The sequence below is a fragment of the Dielma fastidiosa genome, from assembly GCF_000313565.1.
Lineage (GTDB): Bacteria > Bacillota_I > Bacilli_A > Erysipelotrichales > Erysipelotrichaceae > Dielma > Dielma fastidiosa.
Map to the genome: position 1 here is coordinate 194,962 of NZ_HE578926.1, position 24,676 is coordinate 219,637.

At 40.6% G+C, this 24,676-nt stretch carries 17 protein-coding genes and 1 pseudogene; 6 read left to right on the forward strand and 12 right to left on the reverse strand.

The window, feature by feature from the left end; genetic code table 11:
- Positions 1-12: 12 nt before the first annotated feature.
- The 5 genes from DAHG_RS08825 to DAHG_RS08845 form a co-directional block, all read right to left on the reverse strand.
- The gene (locus DAHG_RS08825; RefSeq protein WP_022937982.1) at positions 13-1,551 is read right to left on the reverse strand and encodes a nitrite/sulfite reductase; all 1,539 of its coding nucleotides are present in this window, start codon (positions 1,549-1,551) and stop codon (positions 13-15) included.
- 72 nt (positions 1,552-1,623) lie between these two features.
- Positions 1,624-2,901, reverse strand: coding sequence for a DEAD/DEAH box helicase (locus DAHG_RS19215; RefSeq protein ID WP_022937983.1), 1,278 nt, complete (start codon positions 2,899-2,901; stop codon positions 1,624-1,626).
- A gap of 147 nt (positions 2,902-3,048) precedes the next feature.
- Entirely contained in the window at positions 3,049-3,819 is a 771-nt protein-coding gene (locus tag DAHG_RS08835) for a hypothetical protein (RefSeq protein ID WP_022937984.1), read from the reverse strand.
- A 30-nt stretch (positions 3,820-3,849) separates the two neighbouring features.
- Positions 3,850-6,873, reverse strand: a complete 3,024-nt coding sequence (locus tag DAHG_RS08840) for an AAA domain-containing protein (protein ID WP_022937985.1) — start codon at positions 6,871-6,873, stop codon at positions 3,850-3,852.
- Positions 6,874-6,963: 90 nt separating this feature from the next.
- On the reverse strand, positions 6,964-7,806 hold the full coding sequence (locus DAHG_RS08845) for a hypothetical protein (RefSeq protein WP_022937986.1): 843 nt from the start codon (positions 7,804-7,806) through the stop codon (positions 6,964-6,966).
- Between the two features lie 291 nt (positions 7,807-8,097).
- Here DAHG_RS08845 and DAHG_RS08850 point away from each other — a divergent pair, with 291 nt between their 5' ends.
- From DAHG_RS08850 to DAHG_RS08860, 3 genes are all read left to right on the forward strand, one after another.
- Entirely contained in the window at positions 8,098-8,817 is a 720-nt protein-coding gene (locus tag DAHG_RS08850) for a GntR family transcriptional regulator (protein ID WP_162151488.1), read from the forward strand.
- 98 nt (positions 8,818-8,915) lie between these two features.
- Positions 8,916-9,401 carry an RNA polymerase sigma factor gene (locus tag DAHG_RS08855; RefSeq protein WP_022937988.1) on the forward strand — a complete coding sequence of 162 codons (486 nt, stop codon included), beginning with the start codon at positions 8,916-8,918 and terminating at the stop codon, positions 9,399-9,401.
- Positions 9,391-10,434: an SHOCT domain-containing protein gene (locus tag DAHG_RS08860; protein WP_022937989.1), complete on the forward strand. Its 1,044-nt coding sequence runs from the start codon at positions 9,391-9,393 to the stop codon at positions 10,432-10,434. Before DAHG_RS08855 ends, DAHG_RS08860 begins: the two co-directional genes overlap by 11 nt.
- A gap of 102 nt (positions 10,435-10,536) precedes the next feature.
- Here DAHG_RS08860 and DAHG_RS08865 read toward each other — a convergent pair whose 3' ends face one another.
- From DAHG_RS08865 to DAHG_RS20560, 6 genes and pseudogenes are all read right to left on the reverse strand, one after another.
- Positions 10,537-11,403 (reverse strand): AraC family transcriptional regulator, encoded by an 867-nt coding sequence (locus DAHG_RS08865; RefSeq protein WP_022937990.1) that lies wholly within the window; start codon positions 11,401-11,403, stop codon positions 10,537-10,539.
- Between the two features lie 224 nt (positions 11,404-11,627).
- Positions 11,628-12,329 (reverse strand): hypothetical protein, encoded by a 702-nt coding sequence (locus DAHG_RS08870; protein ID WP_022937991.1) that lies wholly within the window; start codon positions 12,327-12,329, stop codon positions 11,628-11,630.
- A 415-nt stretch (positions 12,330-12,744) separates the two neighbouring features.
- Positions 12,745-14,019 (reverse strand): ATP-binding protein, encoded by a 1,275-nt coding sequence (locus tag DAHG_RS08880; RefSeq protein ID WP_022937993.1) that lies wholly within the window; start codon positions 14,017-14,019, stop codon positions 12,745-12,747.
- 78 nt (positions 14,020-14,097) lie between these two features.
- Positions 14,098-14,328: pseudogene (locus DAHG_RS22135) on the reverse strand (TnpV protein); the annotation flags it as partial.
- Positions 14,329-14,501: 173 nt separating this feature from the next.
- A complete protein-coding gene (locus tag DAHG_RS08885) occupies positions 14,502-15,344 on the reverse strand; it encodes a coiled-coil domain-containing protein (protein ID WP_022937994.1) in 843 nt (280 codons plus the stop codon).
- A 94-nt stretch (positions 15,345-15,438) separates the two neighbouring features.
- Positions 15,439-16,293 carry a gamma-glutamylcyclotransferase family protein gene (locus tag DAHG_RS20560; RefSeq protein WP_022937995.1) on the reverse strand — a complete coding sequence of 285 codons (855 nt, stop codon included), beginning with the start codon at positions 16,291-16,293 and terminating at the stop codon, positions 15,439-15,441.
- A gap of 141 nt (positions 16,294-16,434) precedes the next feature.
- Here DAHG_RS20560 and DAHG_RS08900 point away from each other — a divergent pair, with 141 nt between their 5' ends.
- Positions 16,435-17,772 (forward strand): MATE family efflux transporter, encoded by a 1,338-nt coding sequence (locus DAHG_RS08900; RefSeq protein ID WP_022937996.1) that lies wholly within the window; start codon positions 16,435-16,437, stop codon positions 17,770-17,772.
- Between the two features lie 22 nt (positions 17,773-17,794).
- Here DAHG_RS08900 and DAHG_RS08905 read toward each other — a convergent pair whose 3' ends face one another.
- Positions 17,795-20,200, reverse strand: coding sequence for a hybrid sensor histidine kinase/response regulator (locus DAHG_RS08905; RefSeq protein WP_022937997.1), 2,406 nt, complete (start codon positions 20,198-20,200; stop codon positions 17,795-17,797).
- A 231-nt stretch (positions 20,201-20,431) separates the two neighbouring features.
- Between DAHG_RS08905 and DAHG_RS08910 the strand changes: the two genes are divergently transcribed.
- Complete coding sequence (locus DAHG_RS08910) at positions 20,432-21,895, forward strand: GntR family transcriptional regulator (RefSeq protein WP_022937998.1); 1,464 nt, start codon at positions 20,432-20,434, stop codon at positions 21,893-21,895.
- Between the two features lie 72 nt (positions 21,896-21,967).
- Positions 21,968-24,427: an EAL domain-containing protein gene (locus tag DAHG_RS19230; RefSeq protein WP_022937999.1), complete on the forward strand. Its 2,460-nt coding sequence runs from the start codon at positions 21,968-21,970 to the stop codon at positions 24,425-24,427.
- The last annotated feature ends 249 nt before the right edge of the window (positions 24,428-24,676 follow it).

Consider the following 24,676-nt stretch of genomic DNA (forward strand, 5'->3'; position numbering starts at 1 on the left):
ATAAACTGCTGCTTAAGCCGTATACTTTTCGCAAAGCATTATGAATTCATCAGGATGAGCGGCTGTCCAATCAGCAAAGGTACTGCCAGCATTTTGAATCGTTGTGCCTAATTCAGTAAAGAAAGGAATCATATCTCTTTTTAAAATGGTCCCGATACTTTGTCCAAGCCGGCGTTCTTCTAAATTTTCCCTGCCGTTAACAACCATCACAAATGCCTGATGCGGCTGCTTATCGATGACCTTTACACTGCCTTGGAAACCGATGCTGCCGATTTGATGAGTTCCGCATGAGCTTGGGCAGCCGGAAATATGAATTTTAGGCAAAACATGATCCTTAAAATTCAACTCCCGCATAGCCATAATCAATTCATGCAGCATTTCCTGAGAATCACGCAGACCCACCTGACAGATTGAAGCGCCGATGCATGCAATACTTGTTTCAAACTCATTTTGCGCGCTGTCATCTGTCAGTGCCAATACTTTTTTAGCTTCATCCGCAGTCAGATTAATGATATACATTCCCTCATTAGCAGTAATTCGACATTCCACTGACGGCATATCAGCAATCAGCTGATCCAGTTTAATGAAACGATCAATATCGATATTGCCGCCGATCGGATGGTAATAGACTGCATATAAACCCGGCTGCTTCTGTTCGATGGCTCTAGGATCAGACAATACTCCGCAAGGTGACTTGTTGATTGTTGATTCCTTAACTGATAGTTTCAGTTCAGGTTTTTGACGCGCTAAATCCACATAACGGTCAAACTCACTCTGCAGCTTTTCAAGACCTAATGATTCCTGCATATAACGAGTTCTTGCCTTAGCGCGGTTTTCATAATTGCCATGTTCTTTAAACAGTTCAATCATCGCATTAATATAGATCAAAACATCCAAAGGATCAATATGCTCTGCCACTTTCACACCCAGCTTCGGATTATTGCCTAAACCGCCGCAGCAATAAACATCAAATGTATGATCCGAATTAGCCATAAAGCCTAAATCACGGAAAGAAGCATGAACGCTGTCTTTAGATGAATTGGCAAAAGCGACCTTAAGCTTGCGCGGCAGTTTAATATCGCTTACTAAAGTGATCATATATTCACCGGCAGCCATCGCATACGGCATAATATCAAAAGCCTCGCCCTTTTCAACACCGCTTAATGGTGAGGCAATTACATTTCTCGGATAATCTCCGCCGCCGCCTCGGCATACGATATCATGATCCAGTGCCTGATCCATGATAATCAAAGCTTCATCAGCGCTTAAATCATGCAGCTGAATCGTTGAACAAGTTGTGAAATGCGCTCTTTTAATACCATATTCAGCCATCCTTCTGGCAGTAAAATGCATTTTATCCTTACTGAGAACACCGGCGGTCATTCTTAACCGCAGCATCATCGCGTTCCCGCCGCGCTGAGCATAGCAGCCAAAACCGCCAGACATCCCCTTAAAATCTTTAACACTTAACTCTTTATTAAAAAATTTATTCACCGTTTCCCTAAATTCCTGTATTTCATTCTTAATTCTGTATTTTAATTCATCCTGCATAACATTTCCCTCCGGCTCATTGTTCTAATTTTACCACTCACGCACCCTCAATTCAACCCAAAAGAACACGTTCTAATAACGTGTTCTTGATTTTGTTTCTGCCTGTCTGAGAATTTGTTCCACCTTATCGCTGGCCCGCTGTTTTACACGCTTTGGTTTAGCGTTAAGCGGCTTATTGACAGCAGCCTTTGGCTTGCTGCTTTGCGGCTTAACCTTCACAGCCTTTTTAATTTCCATCTGCTGATAATGATCATCATCAACAACTTCAATTTTCTTACCGATCAGCTTTTCAATATCCTTAAGGTAAGCGCGCTCCTCTTCATCACAGAAGGAAATAGCGGTGCCGCTCATGCCTGCTCGGCCGGTACGGCCAATGCGGTGAACATATGTTTCTGATATATTCGGTAAATCATAATTAATGACATGACTTAATTCATCGATATCCAAACCGCGGGCGGCAATATCGGTAGCCACTAAAACACGAATCTCATTGCTTTTAAATTTACTGAGTGCCTCAGTTCGCTGGTTCTGTGACTTATTGCCATGTATCGCCATCGCTTTAATGCCATTGCCTTCAAGATCACGCACAACCCGGTTCGCAAGATGCTTCGTTCTTGTAAATACGAGCACCGAGCGCAGTTCTGGTTTGCGCAGCAAATAAATCAAGGCTTTTTTCTTATCATTTTTACTGACAAACATCACTGACTGCTTTACCAATTCTGTGGTAGAAGATACCGGTGCTACACTGACATATTTAGGATTTTTCAACAGCTGATCCGCCAGCTTTTTGATCGCGGGCGGCATAGTTGCTGAAAATAACATTGTCTGACGCTTGGCCGGCAATTGACGCATGATTTTTTTCACATCATGAATAAAGCCCATATCCAGCATTCGATCCGCTTCATCTAAAACAAATATTTCAATCGTATCTAAAGTGATAATTCCCTGTGATACCAGATCATTTAGACGTCCTGGTGTCGCAATTAAAACATCACAGCCCTTTTTTAATTCATTTTCCTGACCGCGCTGTTTAACGCCGCCAAAGATAACGACTGAGCGCTGCTTCGTATATTTCGCATAAGTAATACAATTATCATAAATCTGCGCCGCTAACTCCCTTGTCGGTGTCAAAATCAGCGCTTTAATTCCCTTTTTATCCGAAATCCGCTGCAGAATCGGCACCGCGAAGGCACAGGTTTTACCCGTTCCCGTCTGCGCGCAGCCAAGCAGATCCGCACCCTTAAGCAAATGTGGAATTGCCTGCTCCTGGATTGGTGTCGGTGTCTTATATCCACAATCAGTCAAAGCCTTTAAAAGCGGCTTGCTGATATTTAATTCATTAAAATTCATTGTGTTCCTCGTTTCTGTATTTGGCTATTATAGCATAGAATCCGATGAAATACACGATAAAGTGCAATGCATCCCCTATATCCAAGAACTGCTTCGTGATAAAAACATAAAATAATATGAAAAAGAGAGCTTTTAAACTCTCAATGGCTATAACACATTAAATAAGGATTCATTCCAATAGCTGATAAAGCGCCGGTAAGAACGCTTATCCAGCAGATAAGGCAAATATTGAGTAACACTTAAACGATGGATCGGCACCATTTTCACTTCTTCCTGATAAGCCCGATATAAGCGATGAAAACCATCCGCGCAGACATACTGACCAATTTTCTTCTCAATAAAGAGTAAGGGCTGATGCAGATCCGTTTCATTCATCGCATAAGCCACATCGATTTTATCTGGCTTACAGGCATGCCAGAAAACCCAGTCTGCCTGTATTTCACTGATTGGATAAGCCTTTGGATTCTTTTCAATATCCGCCATAAGCGCGGTGATATTAATATTGATATCACCCATGGAATAGACCTCTGTTTTAGAATCATGCGGTTTGATGATAAACTCATCATCATAAATCAGCAGCGGAATCATTCCATTTTTAATTCGCTCATAAGTATCAGCCGCTATTTCATAAGCTTCACGATCCATCATTTTAACTCTTTGATTATTCAATATCAGCGTCAATGCCTCCACAACAAAATCCCCTTTAAGCATTGCCTTCACTGCCGCGAACCGTTTTTCTGTCACCGTGATATTGACATCATGAATTTCATCAAACAAATTGGCAATCATTAAAATCTCTTCCGGATAAGTTTTGGCCCCCGTCATATAAAATTCCATGATGCGATTCAAATATCGCGCAGTAAAAATCAACCCCGCTTTTTTCAAAGCTGCCAGTCCCGCCTCTTTTTCTAATTTCATACTATCAGCTCCTGTTACAAGTATATCATGCTAGCTGCTTTTCAGCGTATTTAAAATAATATTCTTAATATATTGATAACGTCTTACATAATCATTATGGATTGAAATGAGCTTTAAATTACATTGCCGGCAGATTTCCTGCTTCCGCTCATCTCTTTCCCTTACCTTGAGCTCACTGAAATGCTCAAGTCCCATAACTTCAATGGCTAATAATGGTTTTTTCATCATATCATACACAACAAAATCGAAATGTGCCTGATTGCCATAGATAAATAATTTTTTAGATACACTGTCCAGATCAAGCACATCGCTGACCTTTACCTTAACCGCTACCTGAAGCTGACCGAATACTGTTTTCAGATGCATTAAAGTACCCAAAAATTCTTCTTCGCAAGCTGTATTATAATATTTGAAATTCTTAACCTTTGAATTAAAGATTTCATTTTCTTTATAGCTGACTTCTAATTTGCCATCTTTTGCTATGTAATCCGCCAACTCAATAAAATCGTTAGTCTCATGCTGACTGAGTTCATGCAGCTGACGCATGTCTGTCACCAGCACCAGGTTTTCTCTGGCCCGGGTAACCGCAACATTGATCAGTTCCTGATTATTTTTCAGCCAGTTAAAGGTGGATGGCTTGGTATTTTTTGTCACGGCACTGCTGACAATGATTTTCTGTTTTTCGTCACCTTGGAACGTATGAATCGTGCCTACCTTGACAAAATCAAGACCCGCCTCATTTAATTGCCGTTCCAGTAAATCGGCTTGTTTTCTGAAAGGTGTAATCACCGCGACATCCTGACTTTCACCCTTTCTGATTTCATTGATAATCGCCTCTGCCTCCTGAACACTCGTATTTTTCTCATTGGTCAGTGATGAATCGATATCAATCAGCTTTAATGGTTCAGGATTGCTGCGATGGGAGCATAGATGCAGCTCACTGCCGTAATATTTCTTATTAGAGAAATCAATGATTTTATCATGAGAACGGTAATGGTCACGCAGCAGGATAAAGGTAGACAGCGGATCAACCTTCAGCATCGTACTTAAGATTGAATTGCTTTTATAATCATATTGAGGCGGTATATCATAGGCATCCAGCAGCAGACTGTTTTTGACGCCATCCATGACAATGACCGGCTGCAGCTGATTCTGATCACCGACAAATAAGGCGCGCTTGCTTCTTACCATCGGCAGCAGGGCATATGGATTGCTGCACTGACTTGCTTCATCCATAATCATTAAATCAAATTGCGGTTCACAGCTGCCAAGCTTTAATGCTGACATATTCGTTGATATAATGATTGGAAAACAATCCAGCAAGCTTTTCAAGCCATCCTTGCTGCTGATATATTTTTTAAATTCAAGCATCCGCACCTCTTTCTCCTCCCTTTTCAGGATTGCGAAAAGCGCTTGATTTCCCTTCTTGTAGAGATGATTTATGCATTCAAGTGAGCGCAGATATAAATATTCATAAACAATAGCTGAATCAACCTGCAAGGGTGCTAAATGCGAGCTGACATTTGCTGCTGGTATGTTGGCCATCTGTGCCTTAATGCCGGCGCTCATCATTGCCTTGGATACTTCATCAGCCTCAGCGTTATTGTTCAGTTTGGTTAAAACCTCCTGCAGCGACTCCCGCTGTTCACGGTTTTGAATCGCTTCCTCATAAGCCCTCAGCTGATCGCGGATGACTGCGAAATGTTCAATCACAGCTTGTTCAGCCTGCGTTAGACGCTGCTTCATAGCCTTATCAAACGGTTTGTCAAAATAGCTGAATAACAGCTCATGAGCCGCCTGCAGCGCTTTTTCAATATAGGCATTGGCACCAAGCCGCAGCATCGGAATTTGAATCAATTCTCCCTGCCGCATAAAGCTGCTTAACTTACGGTAAATATTATTAATGGCTTCATTATTATTTGAAACAATCAATACCTTTTGACGATTCAATAAACTTGAAAGAACCACATTCACAATGGTTGAAGTCTTACCGGTACCCGGCGGCCCCTGCACATAGGTAATCGTCTGATTCATCGCATTGTATATTGTCCGGTACTGATCCATATTCACTTTAGAATCCACCGCCATGATTGGATTGGCACGATACCGGCGTTTATTCGCACTCATCCCAAAGAACACCCGGGCTGGTTCACTTAACCTATTATCCTGATAAGCCGCGCTGATCTTGCTGTATTCATCCTTCAGATTGATTGCAAATGTCTTTTCAAAACGAAATACATACGGCATCTCATTCAGCCTCTCACCCTTTTTAAGATTGGTCTGAAGATTTTCAATCAGCGCCTCACGATTTGTTTCATATTGAGTCATAAACTGGCGGACATCCCCATCATAATATCGGCTTAAATTAAAGCACGGATTATCCTGTTCATCATTCAGCTTCAGATTATAACTGATATAGGGAGCCGCCAGCAGCGTGCGTTTTTCCACATTAAATAACAAATCCCGATAAGCGATAGGAAAAAGTCCTCTTGAGGTTTGAATCGCCAGCAGATTTACTGCCAATTTCACCAAATGCTGATTTGTTTCATTCTTATCCTCTTTAATTTGAAGCTTTAATGACTGAATCATTTCCTTTAAATTTTTATCATTCAGACGATACTCATTCCCCTGCAGAACATCATCATCAAGTCCCTCCACAAGCTTAAACTGACGGATGCTGGCTTCCTTATCATGCTTACTGCATTCCAGATAATAAGCTAATACCCGCTCATTAACACCAAGATATTCAAGAAAGGCATAGGCCTGATAATCGGAGGTTATCTTCTTTATCAGGGTGCTTTGTATCTCGCAAGTAGTCCCCTCAATTACCCGGGCATCAAGAATCGCATCATAATAAAGCAGGACATTATCCATCACAGTCATTGATAATTCCGAATTAAACATCTGAACCTTTAAACGAACGTTCGGCTTTACAAACACATCAATGACGCGGGCCCAGAAATAAGTGATCCGCTGTTCAGATTTACTGTCATACTCAATGGACAGCCATTTACCTTCACGAATTGACCGGGATATTTCTAACGCTTTCCCCATACCCTCACTTCCTTTTTAAATATTATATCATTTTCACAGACATTACGAACAATTGATTATCTTCAAGAAAAAATCAGCCGCAGGCTGATCTTAATCATTCATACATACTTCATAGCTGGCTGCTGGTGTACACTCATGAAAAATCAGCTCGCTTTTTTTATACAGCCAAATTTCTCCCTCACACATGACCGCCTCATGTATAATCCGTTTCATACTGCCCGCGTCCGGTGCCTTCAGCGGCACGCCTTCACGGAAATGTACCTTGATGCGCAGATAATAGCTGCCCTGCTTCAGCCGCAGATGCGTCTTATCACACTGCAGAAGCTCTGCTCCCAGATAGGTTGCGAAACGATATTCCTTTACCCCATCATAAACAACCGCGAAATGTCCCCAGAATTTGAAACCGAGATAAGGAATGCGGGCCATCGCAAACAGCACACAGGCTTCTGAATTAAAAGCGTTAGACTGAAACCAGCAATACTCACTGGGAAAGGAAGTTCCCTTATCCTTTTCAATATAACCGATACCATCTACCTTAATCTCTTCATTATCCCAGCATATACGGCCATACACATTATGATAAAGACTTAAAACACCATGACTGCACTCCATTCTAGGCAGCCATACAAAAGGCCCCATAATATCATAACGCAGCGGTTTAAACTCACCATATGACAAATCTGCCAAAATCCACTCATTATCAAGATGAATTCCATAACAGGTAAATATATTTTTACCCAATTCAACACAAGTATCACTCACGGTACCGATTTCATCCTCAGTAAACTCCAAATAACGATTCTGATCCCTGAATACAAGCTGAATAAACCCGCGCCGCACACCTTCTTCATCATGAATACCGGGAATACAGATCAATGTATCATCCTTAAACTGATGCTTATAATACCAACCTTCAAAATAATTCTTTGCCATTCCATATCCTCCATACTGACAGTATATGAAACAAGACTCAATTTAATTGTCGAATCCGATGAAAGAATCAAAGTGAATCATGCACCTGTATATCAATATATTTCAATCTTAAATGACTATCATAGCCAATCATTGTGAATCACTTATCATATGTATTAGAAATCAAGCAAAACAATGATACATTTCATTAAATCACTATTAAATATCTCTTCATTTAAAAATAAATCAATACATTTCGTTGATAAACCATTGTTTTTCACTTATAATACATTTAAGAAGAAAGAGGGCAGAATGATGAGCAATTCTAAAATTCCATTATATAAAACAATTGAAAATGACTTGATTGAAAGAATCAATACCGGTTATTATAAAAAAGATGATCTGATCCCTACGGAGCTTGAATTAGCTAAAAAATATAATGTATCAAGAGTCACCGTCCGCAAGGCAATGGATAATCTGGTTGCGAAAGGCATGCTGAGCAGAACCGCGGGCTTAGGCACCTTTGTCAAACACAGCATCGCCTCACAGAAAACAACCTCACAGCGCAGTTTCACTGAGGATATGAAATCTTTAGGCATGACTTGTAAGACCATTGTAAATACCTTTTCACTGAAAGAAGCGGATGCGCAGATTGCCAGTATTTTAGGTATTGAGGAAAAGGATATGGTTTATTACATTGAACGCAGCCGTTATGGCAATGATGATATCCTCATGTTTGAAATCACCCATATGGCAATTAAAAAATTTCCGGATTTAAGCATTCAGTATCTTGAAAAGAGTAAATTTGATTATATTGAAAAAATCAAAGGGCTTAAGATAGATTTCAGCTTCCATAATACGATTCCAATGCTGCCAAATGAAAGGATTCAGGCGATGTTTAATATCGACCGTGATACACCGATCATTAAAGTCAATAATACAACCTTTCTTGAAAATGGTGATGTAATGGATTTTACGGAACAGTATATGAATTCTCCTAAATATCAGCTGAACTATATCCGCAAACGCTGAAAACTCAAATTAAAAGCTGGCTGCCAGCTTTTTTTATTTAAATTTATTGTCACATTTCATACAGCTTCATTGTTTTATTAATAGAGAGGGATGAAATTATGTTCGCAATCAGGGACAGCGGCTGGATTGAGAAAATCATCGAGGACTATGGTGATTATGTCTTCAGACTTTGCTACATGTATATGAAAAACCGCAGTGATGCGGAAGATATCTATCAGGAAACATTTTTAAAGCTATATGATTGCGGCAAGACCTTTAATGATGAGGAACACTGTAAAGCATGGCTGTTAAAGGTGGCTGCCAATAAATGCAGGAATGCCCTGCGTTTTTCGCTTTTCCACGCACATGTGGAGCTGGATGAACAGCTTTCTTCACCGCCCCAGGCAGACAGTGACCACGGTTTGATGGCTTATGTATTAAAATTACCCGCCAAGTACCGTGATGTCATTTATTTATATTATTATGAAGGATATCCAACCTTAAAAATCGCGGAATTATTAAATACCAGCGATGCTGCTGTCAGAACACGGTTAAAACGCGGAAGAGAAATGCTGAGAAATGAGGTGAGCTTTGATGAAGAATAAACAATTAAATGAATTTGATCACCTGCATGTTTCCAAACAGGCAAAAACTGAATTGCTGACGCAAATACAAAAACGGCAAGCTAAAAATTCACGCCGATTTCCGCTCTTGTCAAAGGTTCTCGTATCATTTGCGTTGATTGGCATCTTTATGATTTATACCGCCTCACAGAGTGGCAGTCAATTCCTTGATTATGAGCGTTATCTGACCATTTCAGCCAGTGAGGTAGAATACCCACTGCAAAAAAATCAGCAGGCGATGGAGGAGCTTGATGTGCAATTTGATTTGGGACTTATCTCAGAGTCTGAGTACCAGCAAAGGATGACTGCTTTAAGAAAAGATCAAGCGGAATTGTTGAAAAAACAGGTTGAATTGAAGCAGGAGTACAAGCTTGACCAGCCGCTTGATCTGAATCAAATAAAATTCAGTCAAGATACCGCAAGAGATCAGCAGCTTAAAGATTTTTATTTACAGAAAACAACCTTAGATAATAAAACCGCTGATCTGCTTAATAAAAATGATGAGTTAATGGCATTATATGAATCCGGTCAGATTGATTGGCAAACATACATTGACAGAAAACAGCCGCTAGAACAGCAGCAGCATGATTTAAGCGCTGAAAAAGATCAATGGGAAAACAGTTATGCACAGACTGACAGCAATTATCAAAAGCTTTATGAGCAGAAAAAATTATTGGAGCAGCAGGCAGAAGCGCTGGAAATTGAAGAAGACCAGCTTAAAGAACAATATAAACAAGGGTTAATCAGCAAAACCGAATACCAACAGCAAAAAGAAGCTCTTGAACAAAAAGAAGACGCTTTGGATCATCAGGAGGATCAGCTTGATGATTTAGAAGATGCCATAGAAGATCAAGAAGATGATGATGAATATGATATGGATGATGAAGAGAATGAGCTTGATGAGAAAGATGAAGAGTATGAAAATAGGGGAAATTCAGATAAAGAAAAGGAGAAAGACAATAAAGAAACTGAGACAGAAGATGATGATATAGAAGACGAAAACGATGATGATTAATCAATGCAGCACATATAAAAGAACCTTGCCAATGTAGTGTTTATTAATGTGACAAGGTTTTTTTATGCTTGATGATGAAAGTATTTCCTTAAGGTAATTATATTAAAGAATCGGCACCCAGTATTCAATATCACTTTCCCCTCTGTCATCCGATTGCTCATTGTATTTCACAAAATCATAACAACAGTTTTCATTAAAGATTAAGGTTGAATTAGGAAACCATTGCCCGTAAATATATTCAGCAACTGGCTGCATACTGTCCTCATTCCTGCCGTGAAAAGTAAATACAACATATTTGCTGGCTGGCAGAATAAGATGATTCATGCCTTTTGGCACTGCAATAAAGGATGTCGTCTCAGCAGCAGCCATTACTTTGAAAATCGGATGCTGTTCCTGTTTTTCAAATGCTGAATAATCATTAACACCTATCAGAAAGTCTGGTTCAGCGCGGTTAATAATCTTATGCTTGTACTTATGAAGTTTGTGCCAACAGCGTCCGATAGCATTGAAACCATGTTTTGTATTGCCAGTAAAACCAACCAATTTCATTTCATCATGTTCAATAATACGGATATCCATAACCCTCTCCCTCTGATTTGATAATTCATATACATTCAGTTTCAGCTGTACCGGCATAAATTCTCTTTGTTTTCTAAAAGCTGCCGGACTGTTTTTGAATACTGCCTTAAAGGCACGGGTAAACGTTCGCTGTGTATCATAACCAGCTTCCTGGCTTATTTCAATTATTGTTTTATTTGATTCGATAAGCTGTCTGCCAGCTTCATTCAGTCTGCGGCGTTGAATATATTCATGCAGCGAATAATGGGTAACAGCACTGAACATGCGATGAAGATGATATTTTGAATAACCAATACTGGCAGCTAATGATTCAAGATTCAATGATTCATCATAAAGCTGTTCTTCAATCAATGTCAGCACCGTGTCAATGATTTCATAATTATTTTTCATGCAATCCCTCCTGCCTTTATCTTAACAAATTTCACAAGCCTGCCTTTCACTTATCTTGCGCATTTGCTGACATTTATTTTAAAAATAACATATAACCATAAGAAAAGGCGCACACAGCACCTTCTTTTAATTATTCACAGCTTGTTAATCATCAAGCTCTTCCTCTTCATCGTCATCATGATCATCATCTTCAACGATATCATCATCAAAATCAAGCTTATCCTCTATTTACTGTAATCATTATCCATATCAAGTGCAATTAGATCCTCGGCGCTCATTCTAAGAACATCTGCTTTCGTTTTTCCACAAGGGGGATGCTCCAAGAATTTTATGCGCAGCACTTCCTCAGCGTGCAGGCGCTGATAATAATCATCACGAAAATTTTCTAAGTCACATATTATTTTTTCAAGGTGAGGCAGATCTTTCTGACCGTAAGCATCCACAAAAAAATGTTTTCTGATTACAGGTACCAGTGCATCAAACAAATCGTGCTGCAGAAGATATTGACTTTCAAAATCCATGTCTTCAAATTGTGAGAAGGAGATATCAAATACAGAAAGAATCTGTTCCAATAGCTTTTCTATAGACTGTTGGCTCAGATCCACTTTCCTTTTACGATAATAAGGATATCTTTCGGCTTTCAACTGAGCCAAATACATCATTCTAAGGAAATCGTCATTATACAACGCCGCTTTTCCATGAAGTTCACCTGATAGCAGACGAGAATCAACATCCAAGTGCTTAGCAATTTGATCCAAGAAACAAGGGGTCATTTTACCTTCGTTTAATGATCGACGGATGGTTCTTTCAGTACAGTCTATTTTTTCGCATTCACCCAGCTTAATAATGCTGGAGCCACACTCCTTCACAATAGACATAAATACTGTTTTATCGACCGGGATTTTATAAATTATTCCTTTTGGCATAGTTCCCTCACACGCGGACATTTTAACTAATTTATCAAGTTTTCGCGGATATTATAATCTGCTATTATAATATCACGAAAGCACCAAAAATTAAGATAGAATTTGCAAAAGGAGTCTATAACATGAAAAACGAAATCTTAAAAGCCGCATCCCATATCCCTAATGTTTCTGTCGATACACACCTTGATTTCAAATTAGAGGACTGGCCCGCTTCAGCAGCGCTCATAACACTTTGTCTATCGGGGGTAATCATATACTGGATAAAAGTATGGGGCGAAGTTAACTCAATACATACAGCCCCAGCTGCGGACTAGAAGCGAAACCGGGCTACCTTTTATGGGGAGTCCGGTTTTGGTTTAATAACAGCAAATAAAAAATGCTGAATAATCGAATTGCCTATAACAAGATGCGTTGGTCAAAACAGTTCAACACGGTCAAGCAAAAAGTCAATCAGATTGCAATGGAAAATGCCGTTGTCATCGTAGAAGTTGTGGGGAATATCCATGCGGACGATGATCTTCTTGAAAAAGTCCTTTGTCAGCAGCAGTGATGCTAATTCTGAAGACTCCTTTTTTGTTGTATCCATTTGGAATGCGGATTGGATATAGATTTTCTTATCCGCATCATTTACAACGAAGTCAATTTCCTTTTGCAGATTTGCACCGCTGGTGCGGTCGGTAACGACGCCCACATCCACGGAATATCCCCGCTGCAGGAGCTCGTTATAAATGATGTTTTCCATAATGTGACCGGGGTCGTATTGACGATAGTTGAGTCGAGCATTACGAAGCCCGATATCTGTATAGTAGTATTTGTTGGGGTACTTGAAATAGGTTTTACCCTTGACATCGTAACGCTTCGCCATTGAGATAAGGAACGAGTCTATGATATGCTGAATGTAGTTTGAAATCAACGTAGGATTGACCTTCTCGTTCTTCATGCTCGCCAGTGCGTTGGCAATATTGGTTGGATTGGTCAGAGAGCTGATCTGCGAAGCAAGAAAATCCAAAATGTCACCAAGAATATCCTCACGCTCGATGCCGTTGCGCTCCACGATGTCTTTCATATACAGTTCCTTATACAGGCCAGTTAAGTAATCCTTTTTGTCCTTTTCATCCTTTAAGGCTGTTACACGGGGCATACCGCCATAAAGCATATACGCATCCAGTGCCTTCCGCTCATCGCCGCCCACATGGGAGTAAAACTCTGCGAATGATAGAGGATACACATGGATTTGCGTTGCACGACCACGAAACTCCGTAGCAATATCCTTGGACAAGCCCTTAGAATTGCTGCCCGTTACATAGACATCCAGATTTTTGTAGGCTTTGAGTTCATTCAGCATATCGTAAATGGATACTTCAATGCCGCCGTTAGCTTCGTCTATTACCTTCATGGTAAGCTGAACCTCATCAATGAACAGATAGAATTTCTCGTCCTTTTGCTCCGCAACAAGAGACTCCGCATGTTCACAAAGCGTAATGGGGTTTCTGAATTTATAGAACCGGCGCTGATCCAACTCAATCTTAATGATGTGATCCTCCGTAACGCCCTGAGAGATGAGATATTCATAGAACAACTCAAAGAGCAGCACAGATTTCCCACACCGACGTATACCGGTAATGACTTTTACTTCGTCATTCCACATATTATGGACAATGCGATTCAGGTAAGAATCTCGTTTAATCATAGTTTTCACCTCGAACTTGCGACATTTTCGTCGTTACTTTCATGTATAGGATAGCACAGAAATCAAAAAATATCAGTATCATTCAGAAAAGTTTACAACAAAGTTTCGACATTTTCGTCGCAAGTTCGAGATGAAGCAAATTCGGTTCAGGTCAGCCAAGCAATAGATTGATATGTAAAACCTCATTGCACTAAGACACAGAGCATTGAAGCAGATGGGATGGTGCTCTTTGAGATAGTCTCTGTATAACCGACCCCAACAACCAATAGGTTTGTTTTCCTCCGGTAAGTGAATATTGTAAATATCGTAATTACCACGACGAGTTTAGTTCAGTTCTTGCATCGTATGTACCTCCAGTAATAGTTCCAATAATTCAGATAGAGATAGAAAAAGGCAATCCCTGGTTGTGAAAACCAAGTATCGCCAATTTTTCTTGTTTGGAAGCTATCCCAAAACACCTTCTTTTAATTATTCACAGCTTGTTAATCATCAAGCTCTTCCTCTTCATCGTCGTCATCATCGTCTTCGTCATCATGATCATCATCTTCATCAATATCATCCTCAAATTCAAGCTTATCCTCTAACTCATCAAAATTACTGGTTGTTTTCTCAAATTCTTCTTTTTCCCTATCTAATTGATCATCTGCTTTATCTAGTGCCTGCTTTGCCTTTCGATATTCCTCATAGGTTAATTTACCGCTTTGATAATCAGCCTTTAAGCTATGCTCTGCCTGTTCCAGCTCTAATTCTCTTTTCTTTAATTCAAGAAGCTTATGCATCACTTTCTGTTCTTCCCCGCTATAATTTTTCAATTGAGCTTCCATTAATTTCAGCTTGTATACTTCAAGTTCCAATTTATCGGCTTCTGCCTGCTTCTTGACAGCAAGCCATTCAGCCCGGGTAATCTTACCATGCTTATAGTCGGCTTCTGCTTTTTCTTGACGCTGCTCTGCCGCATCCTCTTTTTTATCAATTTCATGGGCCAGCTTTTTTAATTCCTCTGCAGAAATCTCATAATTGTTCAGATTATCAAAAAGCTTAGCCTGCGCCTTAACTATTTCTGCCATAGCTTTTTCTAATTCAATTACCTTTTTTTCTGCCTGCTGCTTTGTAAGTTTCCCCTGTCTCAGCTGCTTTTCAACCTTGGCTATCTCATTATTCACCTCAGCTTTGGCTTTTTCTAATTCTTTTAATTCATCAATTCCTTTATCTTTCTTTTCCTCATGATAACTGAATGATTTAGCTTTTAATGCTTCTGTAAATACCGAAGCTGAACCTAGTGATAATGCGGCTGCTAATGCACATTTTAAAATTATATTTTTCATATTTCCCTCCGCGCGTTTAAGCGATTGACTAAGGCTTTGCTTAAGCCTTTTCACCTATATCACACATGAGAATATAAAAATGTGACAAAAGTTTTTACCTTTTATCACATTGAATTGCTTCTGACAAATAGCTTTCAATTTCTTCATCAATCATATCCGGATAGGTCTGTCTTAACCCATGCCGTATCACTTCTAAGTAAGAACTATGCGGCTGATGGTTTGGCATGCGCTGTGTATCAGTAAAGGTAATGATTGGCAGACCCTGATAGGTACCGAGATCCAGTGACTGCTGATACCACAAGCCTTCCTGCGCTTGAATATCCATAAACTGTTCTCTTGTCACAAGATACATCCTGCCTAATGTCATGCCCGGCTGACAGACATCTAAAAACGCCACGCCACCATTTCCCCATTTGGCAGCTAAACGAGAAAAATACAATTGATAAGGTATCGTTGTCGGACATGATGTCAGATAACGGCTTTGATCTTTACATCCCTTGTATTCAGTATGGTCAAAGACTGAACGGCCGCCCGCTAAATAATACATAAACCGTTCTTCAAGCAGATTTGAGCCATAACAAGCATACCATACATAATCCGCAAACCATGGCTGCTTATCATAAGCAATCCTTCTTGATTCGTCCACCGTCAGCAGATAAACATAGGCTGACGCTTCCACCATTTCATTTCCAAGCTGAATCTTAACCAATGTACGCTGATATTCAGATCCTTCATCCTCTAAGTCATCAAGGGCGGGCAGCATTGCTTCATCGACCTCATACAACTCCCCTTTAACCTTGGCACCCGCTTCCGGTTTAATTGCCGGATAGGTAATCAAATGATAAAGCGCATAATCATGCAAAACCGCTTCACCTATAAATTCTGCATTCTCCATAAATCCATGATTCCATCGATTTTTCATTAATGAGCCATATACAAATAGTTTCATAATCATCCTCATTTCTAAGCATTAGTTTAACGTAAACGCTGTCATTTGTATAGTATGTTCTTTTTTCGTTAAATTATCATTCACAGCCTTTTACTTCCCTGTTATCTATTGTATAATGAATTGTATTTTATGGAGGTTTTTATGACAAAAGATATGACAAGCGGCAATCCAACACAGCTTATCCTTGGCTTTGCTGTTCCTTTATTGCTGGGTAATATATTTCAGCAGTTATATAATATGGTTGACAGTATTATTGTCGGCCGCGGTATCGGTGTTGACGCATTAGCCGCTGTCGGTGCTACCGGTTCAATAAATTTTTTAGTATTGGGATTTGTAATTGGTCTGACAACTGGTTTTTCAATTCTCATCTCTCAATATTACGGTGCCAATGATCTTGATGAAATGAAACGCAGTGTTACCATGTCTGTTTATCTTTCAATCGGTGCAACAATCTTGATAACAACCATTTCGGTACTTGGCGCACGACCGCTTCTGGAAGTGATGAATACCCCTGCCAACATCCTTGAAGATGCCTTAACCTACATCATTATTATATTCTGGGGCATTGGCGCAACAATTGCCTTTAATTTATTTTCCGCGATGCTCAGAGCGTTGGGTGACAGCCGTACACCCCTGTATGCGATGATTGTTTCTTCATTAGTCAATATCGGTCTTGATCTCTACTTTGTCATCAGTTTGGGTATGGGAGTTGCCGGTGCAGCCTATGCGACAGTAATTGCTCAAATTCTGTCATGTTTTTTCTGCTTTTTCAGAATCCTCGGCATCAAAGATCTGCATCTGAAAAAACAGCATTGGAGCTTTCATCCGGAATTGCTGCTCCGCCTGTTTAAATTGGGTGTACCTGTAGCCTTTATGAATTCCGTAACGGCTATCGGCGTCATGGTTCTGCAGTTTGTTGTCAATGGTTTTGGCTCCATCTATGTAGCTGCTTATTCCACTGCCAATAAAATCATGAACCTTGTCGAACAGCCCGGTGTTACCTTTGGCTTAGCTATGGCAACTTACGCGGGACAAAATCTCGGTGCCGGTCAATATGAGCGGATTAAACTGGGACTGAATAAAACAATTCAGATATCTACCGGTGTCAATATCGTATTAGCCTTAATCATGCTGCTTTTCGGCAAACAAATCTTAGCGCTGATGGTTTCCGGCAGTGAGGTTGAAGTGATACAAATCGCTTATCAATATATCGTTATCTGTGTGCTGGCTTTATGGGTATTAGGACTGCTGTTCATCTATCGTTCATCGCTTCAGGGAATGGGTGATACCGTCATTCCGATGGTATCCGGCGCTGTAGAATTTATCACCCGTATCGTTATTGCTGTCACACTGCCCGGCATTATTGCTTTCCACAGCATCGGTGTTGCGGAAATATCCGCATGGATCACTGCCACAGCCTTATTGATGGCTACCTTCTACAAGCGGATCAATGTATATTTAAAAATAAAGAATAATTAAAAAGGAACGCGCGTTCCTTTTTTCATATTTCAATATGATCAGCAATTGTTTGATAAAGCTGATCCGGATCAATTGGTTTAGAGAGATGTCCATTCATGCCTGCTTCACTTGCTTTTACCACATCTTCATGGAAAGCATCAGCGGTCATTGCGATAATTGGGATGGTACATGCTCTTGGATGCGATGATTTTCTGATTCTCTCGGCGGCTGAATAGCCATCCATAACCGGCATCTGGATATCCATCAAAATCAAATCATAAAGATGCCCTTTAGCCATAAATTTATCTAGTGCCTGCTGACCATCGGCCACCCAGTCCACACTGATGCCTACCATTTTTAATAACTCCACAGCGATTTCACGGTTCAGTTCATTATCTTCCGCAAGTAGGATATGACGGCCGCGCAAGGATGGATATTGCACCCTTTCCATTGGCGGGCGCACTGCTTTTTCAATGCCGGTAATCGATAAGAGTGTATTGTATAAGGAAGAGGCAAACACCGGTTTAGATAAAAATGAATTAGCTCCCGCCGCTCTGGCACTTTCTTCAATAGCGCTCCAATCGTATGCTGTGACAATAATGATTACCGTGTTCGCATCCGCAAACTGACGGATACGGCGCGTTACCTCAACGCCGTCAATATCCGAAAGCTTCCAGTCAATCAGACACACATCATAGCCTTCGCCGCTTTGATACGCCTCATATACCTTATCGACACATGCTTTGCCTGTCAGTACCCAATCAGCACAGATACCCAGATTTTTAAGCAGCAATGAAGTATGAATACAGCCATCTTTATCATCATCGGCAATCAGCACCTTTAATGATTCGATGACATTTGGTTTAATAACTGTCAATGGTTTATCAGGCAAATCAAAATCAAGCTCAACCGCAAATGTTGATCCGCTGTTTTCTTTGCTGCTGACGGTGATTGTACCGCCCATTAAGGTAACCAGATTTTTGGCTATTGACATGCCTAAGCCAGTACCGCCGTATTTTTGACCGGTGGCGGCACTTGCCTGTTCAAAAGGTTTAAATAAGCGATCCATGAATTCCTCATTCATGCCGATTCCCGTATCACTGACCGTAAAACGCAGGCGCAGACGCTGATCGTGGCGCTGCAGCTGACGTATTTCCAAACGGATCGTACCGCCTTCAGGCGTGAACTTCAGCGCATTCGATAATAAATTCAGCAAGATCTGATTCAAACGCAGGGCGTCACCCAAAAGCTCGGTCTGCACAAGATCAATCACCGGTACTGAAAATGTCAGTCCCTTAGCCTCTGCCTGTGGATAAATAATGGAAAAAATTGAATCCACCACAGTTTCCAGATTAAATGGCTCATGCGCGATCAGCATCTTACCTTCATTAATCTTAGACATATCTAAAATATCATTAATTAAAGTCATTAAATGCTTAGAAGCATAACCAATCTTTTCAAGACAGTCACTGACACGCCGCTGATCATCAATATAAGCTGCCGCAATCGTCGTCATACCAATAATCGCGTTCATCGGTGTGCGGATTTCATGACTCATGCGTGACAAGAAATCAGTTTTAGCTTGATTGGCCTGTTCAGCGGCATTCAGTGCGTCCTGAAGAGCAGCCGCCTGACGGGTTAATTTTCTTTGAATCTCCCTTAATTCAGTCACATCAGTAATATCAATAAAGATACATAAATAAATCGGACAGCCATTCTGCCAGTCAATACATGAAGCATTCACCTGAAGCCATAGCGTATCCCCCTGCTGGCTCTTAACATGCATCACAAAACGAACCGGCTTGCCAGCCAGTAATTCATCTTTATGTTCGCTGATAACCTCTAAATTATTTTCAATATTATTCCGATGCAGTTCATTGCCATTATTTAAAGCATCACCGCCGAAATAATTCATAAACCGCTCATTACCATCTAACGCTGTTAAACGCAGATCTTTTTCAATTCGATATTTGGCCACAAAACCTGGCAGATTTTCATAAGTTACAGACTGCTCCTTCTGGGTACGTACCAAATCATCAATATTGGTTAGCACTGAATAAGCGACCTGATAACCATTAATGTATTCATCAGCAAACTGGGCTGAAAACTGCACCCAGACATCCTCACCGCCCTTACGGCGCAGACGGGATACCATTTTATAACCGCTTTGATGCTCCTCAAGCGCCTTCATCACGGTTTTGCCAAGCTTCTGCCATTCTTCCTGACAGTCCATATATTCATAGTATAAATCAGGACGGTTATGAAAAATCGCCTCATATTCATCCTTCGGCCAATCAATGAGCTGATAATAAAAATCATTGGCCCAAATGAGTGTAAAATGATCATCTAAAAGATGCTTACTGACACTGACGCCCAATAATTGCATTAATGTACTATATTCATAATCCGAAGCTGTCTGCATCATATCGGATATTTCTTTTTCTGTCATCGCAAGACCTCCCGCACCTTCATCTTAATTATTATTTAAAATTTGTCTCATTCTGCTGCGCAAACAGAAGTATGTGATCATCCAAACAGAAGAATGCACGATCTTATATAACCTTGTTCATAAGCATTTCTTTAATTATAACGCAATTTCTAAAAAACTCAACTATCCTATGGAGTCAAATCATGGTAAATGTTAAAATAATAAGTAAACAATCACTAGGAGGTATCATCCTTGAGAAATGAACAGCAATTTTCAAATCTGATCTATGAATATCTACTTCAAAAATTCCATTTTCAGCACTATCAGCTAAATGATACGCTGCCAACTATTGATAGTTTCTGCCGCGAATTCAGCGTTTCTGCGCAAACTGTACAGACCGCGCTTAAACGGCTGCGTGATGAGGGTTATATAACGATGCGCAATGGTCAATATACGAAAGTGATTTTCAGCCAGAGTGAAGCGGAAGCACAGGCATTTAATCTGCGCTTTTTTGCCGAGCGCAGCGCTGCTTTTGCGGATTTAAGTGAGGCTGGGCGATTAATCTGGATTCCCCTGCTGATTGAGGGAATGAAACAGCTGAATGCGGATGAAATTCATTATCTTTCTTCACTGGCGGAATGTACCCATGTGGAAGATCCGGTTTATTTCTATTGTTTTATTCTGCAGAAGCTGGAAAATCCATTAGCTATGAATCTCTTTTGGGAATTTACACTCTATCAGGGATTCCCTATCACTCATCGCAACAATACCGATAATTTCTATAATCTTGATTTGATTCGTCAGGGATTAAAAGGCGCTGTGCATCACCTCAAAATAAAAGCATGGCCTAACCTCTTAGATCAGCTGCTCTTGCTTCAGGATAATATTTATGCCCGCTCTGCCGATTATATACAAAAAGCCCAAGAGGCAAACAGCAGCGCTCCCCAGCTGCCTTTTAGATGGCGGATTTATCGTGAACGTCCGCAGCATTGTTACAGCTTGGCGGTGCGTTTGATGCATGACATATATCTAGGCGAATACCGAGCTTCACACTATCTGCCCTCTTATGAAAAAATGGCAGAAAAATATGGATATTCCATCAGTACGATCCGCCGAACAATTAAATTGCTGAATCAGCTTGGCACATGCCGCAGTGAAAATGGCAAAGGTACCCGTATCTTCACGATTGGCGAAAAGGGTGATTCACCGGATTTCAGCTGCAAGGCGATCCGCCGCAATCTCGCCTACTTTTTTCAGGCCTTTGAGTTAATCATCTATTCATGTGAAAATGTCTTTATGATGACTCTGCCGACGCTGACTGCTCAGCAGTACAATGATTTAATCAATCAGCTGAAAATCTATGCAGACACTGACCAATGTGAATTATCGCTCTGGTGTCTGCTGATCACGATTGCTGAGGCGTGTCCGCTGCACAGCATCCGTGAAATATACGGCAAATTATATGGTTTATTTCTATGGGGACACCCATTAAAAGCTAATCATGAAAGAGGCGAGCATAATATCAGCGATCAAGATTTTACTCTGGCACTGATACATACTCTTGAAAATAAAAATATTAATGAAACCGCGCTGCTGATTAAAGATTTTGTAAGCCGTCAGTTTATCCGTGCAGAAAACTATCTGCTGAAACAGGGAATGCAGCCTGAAGAACTGCGGCTGCCAATCTCCTTCCGTCTGCTTGTTCCCGCTGAATGATATCGTTTCCTTGCATTTTTTGGTAAATAAAGATAAGATAAAATATATAGAAGGACAATAAGGGGTGATTCTGTGAAACTTGATAACTTTTATGTTGATGACAAAATGGTCAGTAAGGCTTTGATGAGCAGTATCGATGATTATATCTATTTGGGAGATCTGACAACTAATGTGTTTTTTGTTTCACAGAATATGTATGATGATTTTGATTTACCCGGCCGTTTAGTAGAGGATCTGGTTAATGTCTGGGGAAGATTGATTCATGAAAAGGATAAAGAACGCTACTTTAAATCCATTGATGATATGCTGGCTGGCAAAGCGGATTCACATAACGAGGAATATCAGATCCGCAACCGCAAGGGTCAGTATGTTTGGGTACATTGCAAGGGATGTCTGTATCGTGATCCGCAAACACAGGCGCCGCTTTCATTCATCGGTATTGTAAAGAAACCATCATCACTTGGCAAGGTTGATTCTATTACCGGACTGCTTGCCCATGAAACGTTTCAGGAAACGCTGCAGAATCTCTCGGCGGACGGCATGCTCGATAACGCCGGTTTTATGATTCTCGGCATAGATAATTTCACCAAAATCAATACGCTGAAAACACACCATTTTGGTGATATCGTACTGCGCAATACGGCTCAGGATCTGACAGGTTTATTGCCTGAAAGCGTTCAGCTCTATCGTTTTGACGGCGATCAATTTGCCATTTTTACACCCGACGGCACCCGCTGCTCATTACGGGCAATCTATGAAACCATTCAGGCTTATACATCGCACAGTCACAGTGCGGAGGGCCAGACCTATGATTTCACTATGTCAGCTGGGGCGGTACGTTTTGCCGATATCAGCGACATCGATGAAAAAGCTGAAAAATGCGCGGCTATCGCTTTAAAAGAAGCAAAAGCGAACGGTAAAAATCAGTGTGTCTTCTTTGAGGAAAGCATGCTGGATTATAAAGTTAGAGAACAGGCGATCCTTCAGGATCTTCAGGAAAGTATTGCCGATAACTATGCAGGCTATCATCTTGTCTATCAGCCAATAGCCGACGCGGCAACGCTGCGTATCATCGGCGCTGAGGCACTGCTTCGCTATCAAAGTAAAACCTATGGCGCCTTATATCCCGATGAATTTATCCATCTGCTTGAAAATTCCGGCTTGATTCTGCCAGTCGGACGCTGGGTACTCAGCGAAGCAATCAAAATGTGCGCGAAATGGCGTCAGCGGATTCCGGAATTCGTCATGAGTGTAAATGTTTCCTGTCTGCAGCTTAAAGATGATGATTTTCCTCATATCGTAGAAACGGAGCTTGAGAAAGCCCATCTGCCGGCCGACAGCCTGATCTTAGAAATGACTGAATCTTATTTCGTGAGTGATAGTGATATCATCGCAGACGCGTTATCAAAACTGCGGAAACTGGGCTGCAACATTGCTATGGATGATTTTGGCACCGGATATTCCTCATTGGGAAGACTGACAAACTTTAATATTGATATTGTGAAAATTGACCGTTTGTTTGTGCAGCAGCTCTATGCCAACCATTTTAATCACAGCTTTATTGAAGCGGTCATCCGGCTTTGCCACAGTGCCGGTATGAAGGTATGTGTGGAAGGTGTGGAAACCTGTGAGGAACAGCAAAGCATCAGTTCACTTTATTCAGATACTTTACAAGGCTATTTCTTCTCAAAACCAATACCGCCGCAAAGCTTTGAAGAGAATTTCATCGCACAGCCAGACTGTATGGGTAAATATGCGATTAAAGAGGAATTGCCGCCATACTGCATTAAAATGTCCAGCAATAAGGATTTGTTGTTAATGATGATGGATGCGGTACCTCTAGGCTTTAACTTATGGAATCACAATTATCAGAATGTAGAATGCAATCATGCCGCTGTTAAGATGTTTGACTTATTAAGCGAAGAGGAATATCTCGATCATTTCTATGATTTATCCCCAGAATATCAGCCTGACGGTACACCCTCCATGCAGAAAGCAAAAGAATATATCAGTAAAGCCTTTGAAAAAGGCAGCTGTGTATTCTATTGGCAGCATCAAAAACTGAATGGTGAGCCAATGCCTTGTGAGGTTACTTTAGTTCGCATCCGATATAAAAATGAATATCTGGTTGCCGGTTATACGCGTGATTTAAGAAGACAGTTACGAATTGAAGCACTATGTGAAAGCAAGTGTCATGTCTATGATCCGCTGCCTGAGGCAGTGATGATTTTTGACATTGCAAAGCATGCTTGTGTCTATGCAAATCCATTCATGCTTGAATTTGTCAATGCGAAAGCTTATCCGCTGCAGCTGGATCAATTTCTGATGCCGCCGCTGAGTATGAAGGAGCTCATTGATCTTTCATGTCATCAGCTGAATATCGGCAAACGTATCTTTACCTTTGAATTCAACCTGCTGATTAAAGGCAAGCCAACGCCTGTTTTAGCAAGCAGCACATATCTCAGTGATCATCATGACTATTTGATGATAACCTTAAATCGCACTGAATTAAAACCAGAAGTCAGTTTATAAGGAAATATCAAAAAAGCAGGCTATAATTCAATCACTAGAACCTGCTTCATTTTCTTTTAATACTATTGCCCATTACCCATAAAATCGTCACCCGCAAAAAGTGACGATTTTTATTATTTAATTTTAATGAATGAGCCAGCCATAATCCTGCCGACAATCCACTACATAATCTGCATATACAATATCATCAATGATTTGAGAGATTATCATATAGTGTTTCTCAAAAACAATAAAACGAACGTCAATGTA

Bases quoted from the DNA above. Each gene is read 5' to 3' on its own strand.
- DAHG_RS08905 (WP_022937997.1), bottom strand. From the start codon at position 20,200: ATGACAGAAAAAGAAATATCCGATATGATGCAGACAGCTTCGGATTAT.
- DAHG_RS20560 (WP_022937995.1), bottom strand. From the start codon at position 16,293: ATGAAACTATTTGTATATGGCTCATTAATGAAAAATCGATGGAATCAT.
- DAHG_RS08885 (WP_022937994.1), bottom strand. From the start codon at position 15,344: ATGAAAAATATAATTTTAAAATGTGCATTAGCAGCCGCATTATCACTA.
- DAHG_RS08870 (WP_022937991.1), bottom strand. From the start codon at position 12,329: ATGCCAAAAGGAATAATTTATAAAATCCCGGTCGATAAAACAGTATTT.
- DAHG_RS08900 (WP_022937996.1), top strand. From the start codon at position 16,435: ATGACAAAAGATATGACAAGCGGCAATCCAACACAGCTTATCCTTGGC.
- DAHG_RS08865 (WP_022937990.1), bottom strand. From the start codon at position 11,403: ATGAAAAATAATTATGAAATCATTGACACGGTGCTGACATTGATTGAA.
- DAHG_RS08850 (WP_162151488.1), top strand. From the start codon at position 8,098: ATGATGAGCAATTCTAAAATTCCATTATATAAAACAATTGAAAATGAC.
- DAHG_RS19215 (WP_022937983.1), bottom strand. From the start codon at position 2,901: ATGAATTTTAATGAATTAAATATCAGCAAGCCGCTTTTAAAGGCTTTG.
- DAHG_RS08835 (WP_022937984.1), bottom strand. From the start codon at position 3,819: ATGAAATTAGAAAAAGAGGCGGGACTGGCAGCTTTGAAAAAAGCGGGG.
- DAHG_RS08840 (WP_022937985.1), bottom strand. From the start codon at position 6,873: ATGGGGAAAGCGTTAGAAATATCCCGGTCAATTCGTGAAGGTAAATGG.
- DAHG_RS08825 (WP_022937982.1), bottom strand. From the start codon at position 1,551: ATGCAGGATGAATTAAAATACAGAATTAAGAATGAAATACAGGAATTT.
- DAHG_RS08880 (WP_022937993.1), bottom strand. From the start codon at position 14,019: ATGATTAAACGAGATTCTTACCTGAATCGCATTGTCCATAATATGTGG.
- DAHG_RS08860 (WP_022937989.1), top strand. From the start codon at position 9,391: ATGAAGAATAAACAATTAAATGAATTTGATCACCTGCATGTTTCCAAA.
- DAHG_RS08855 (WP_022937988.1), top strand. From the start codon at position 8,916: ATGTTCGCAATCAGGGACAGCGGCTGGATTGAGAAAATCATCGAGGAC.
- DAHG_RS08845 (WP_022937986.1), bottom strand. From the start codon at position 7,806: ATGGCAAAGAATTATTTTGAAGGTTGGTATTATAAGCATCAGTTTAAG.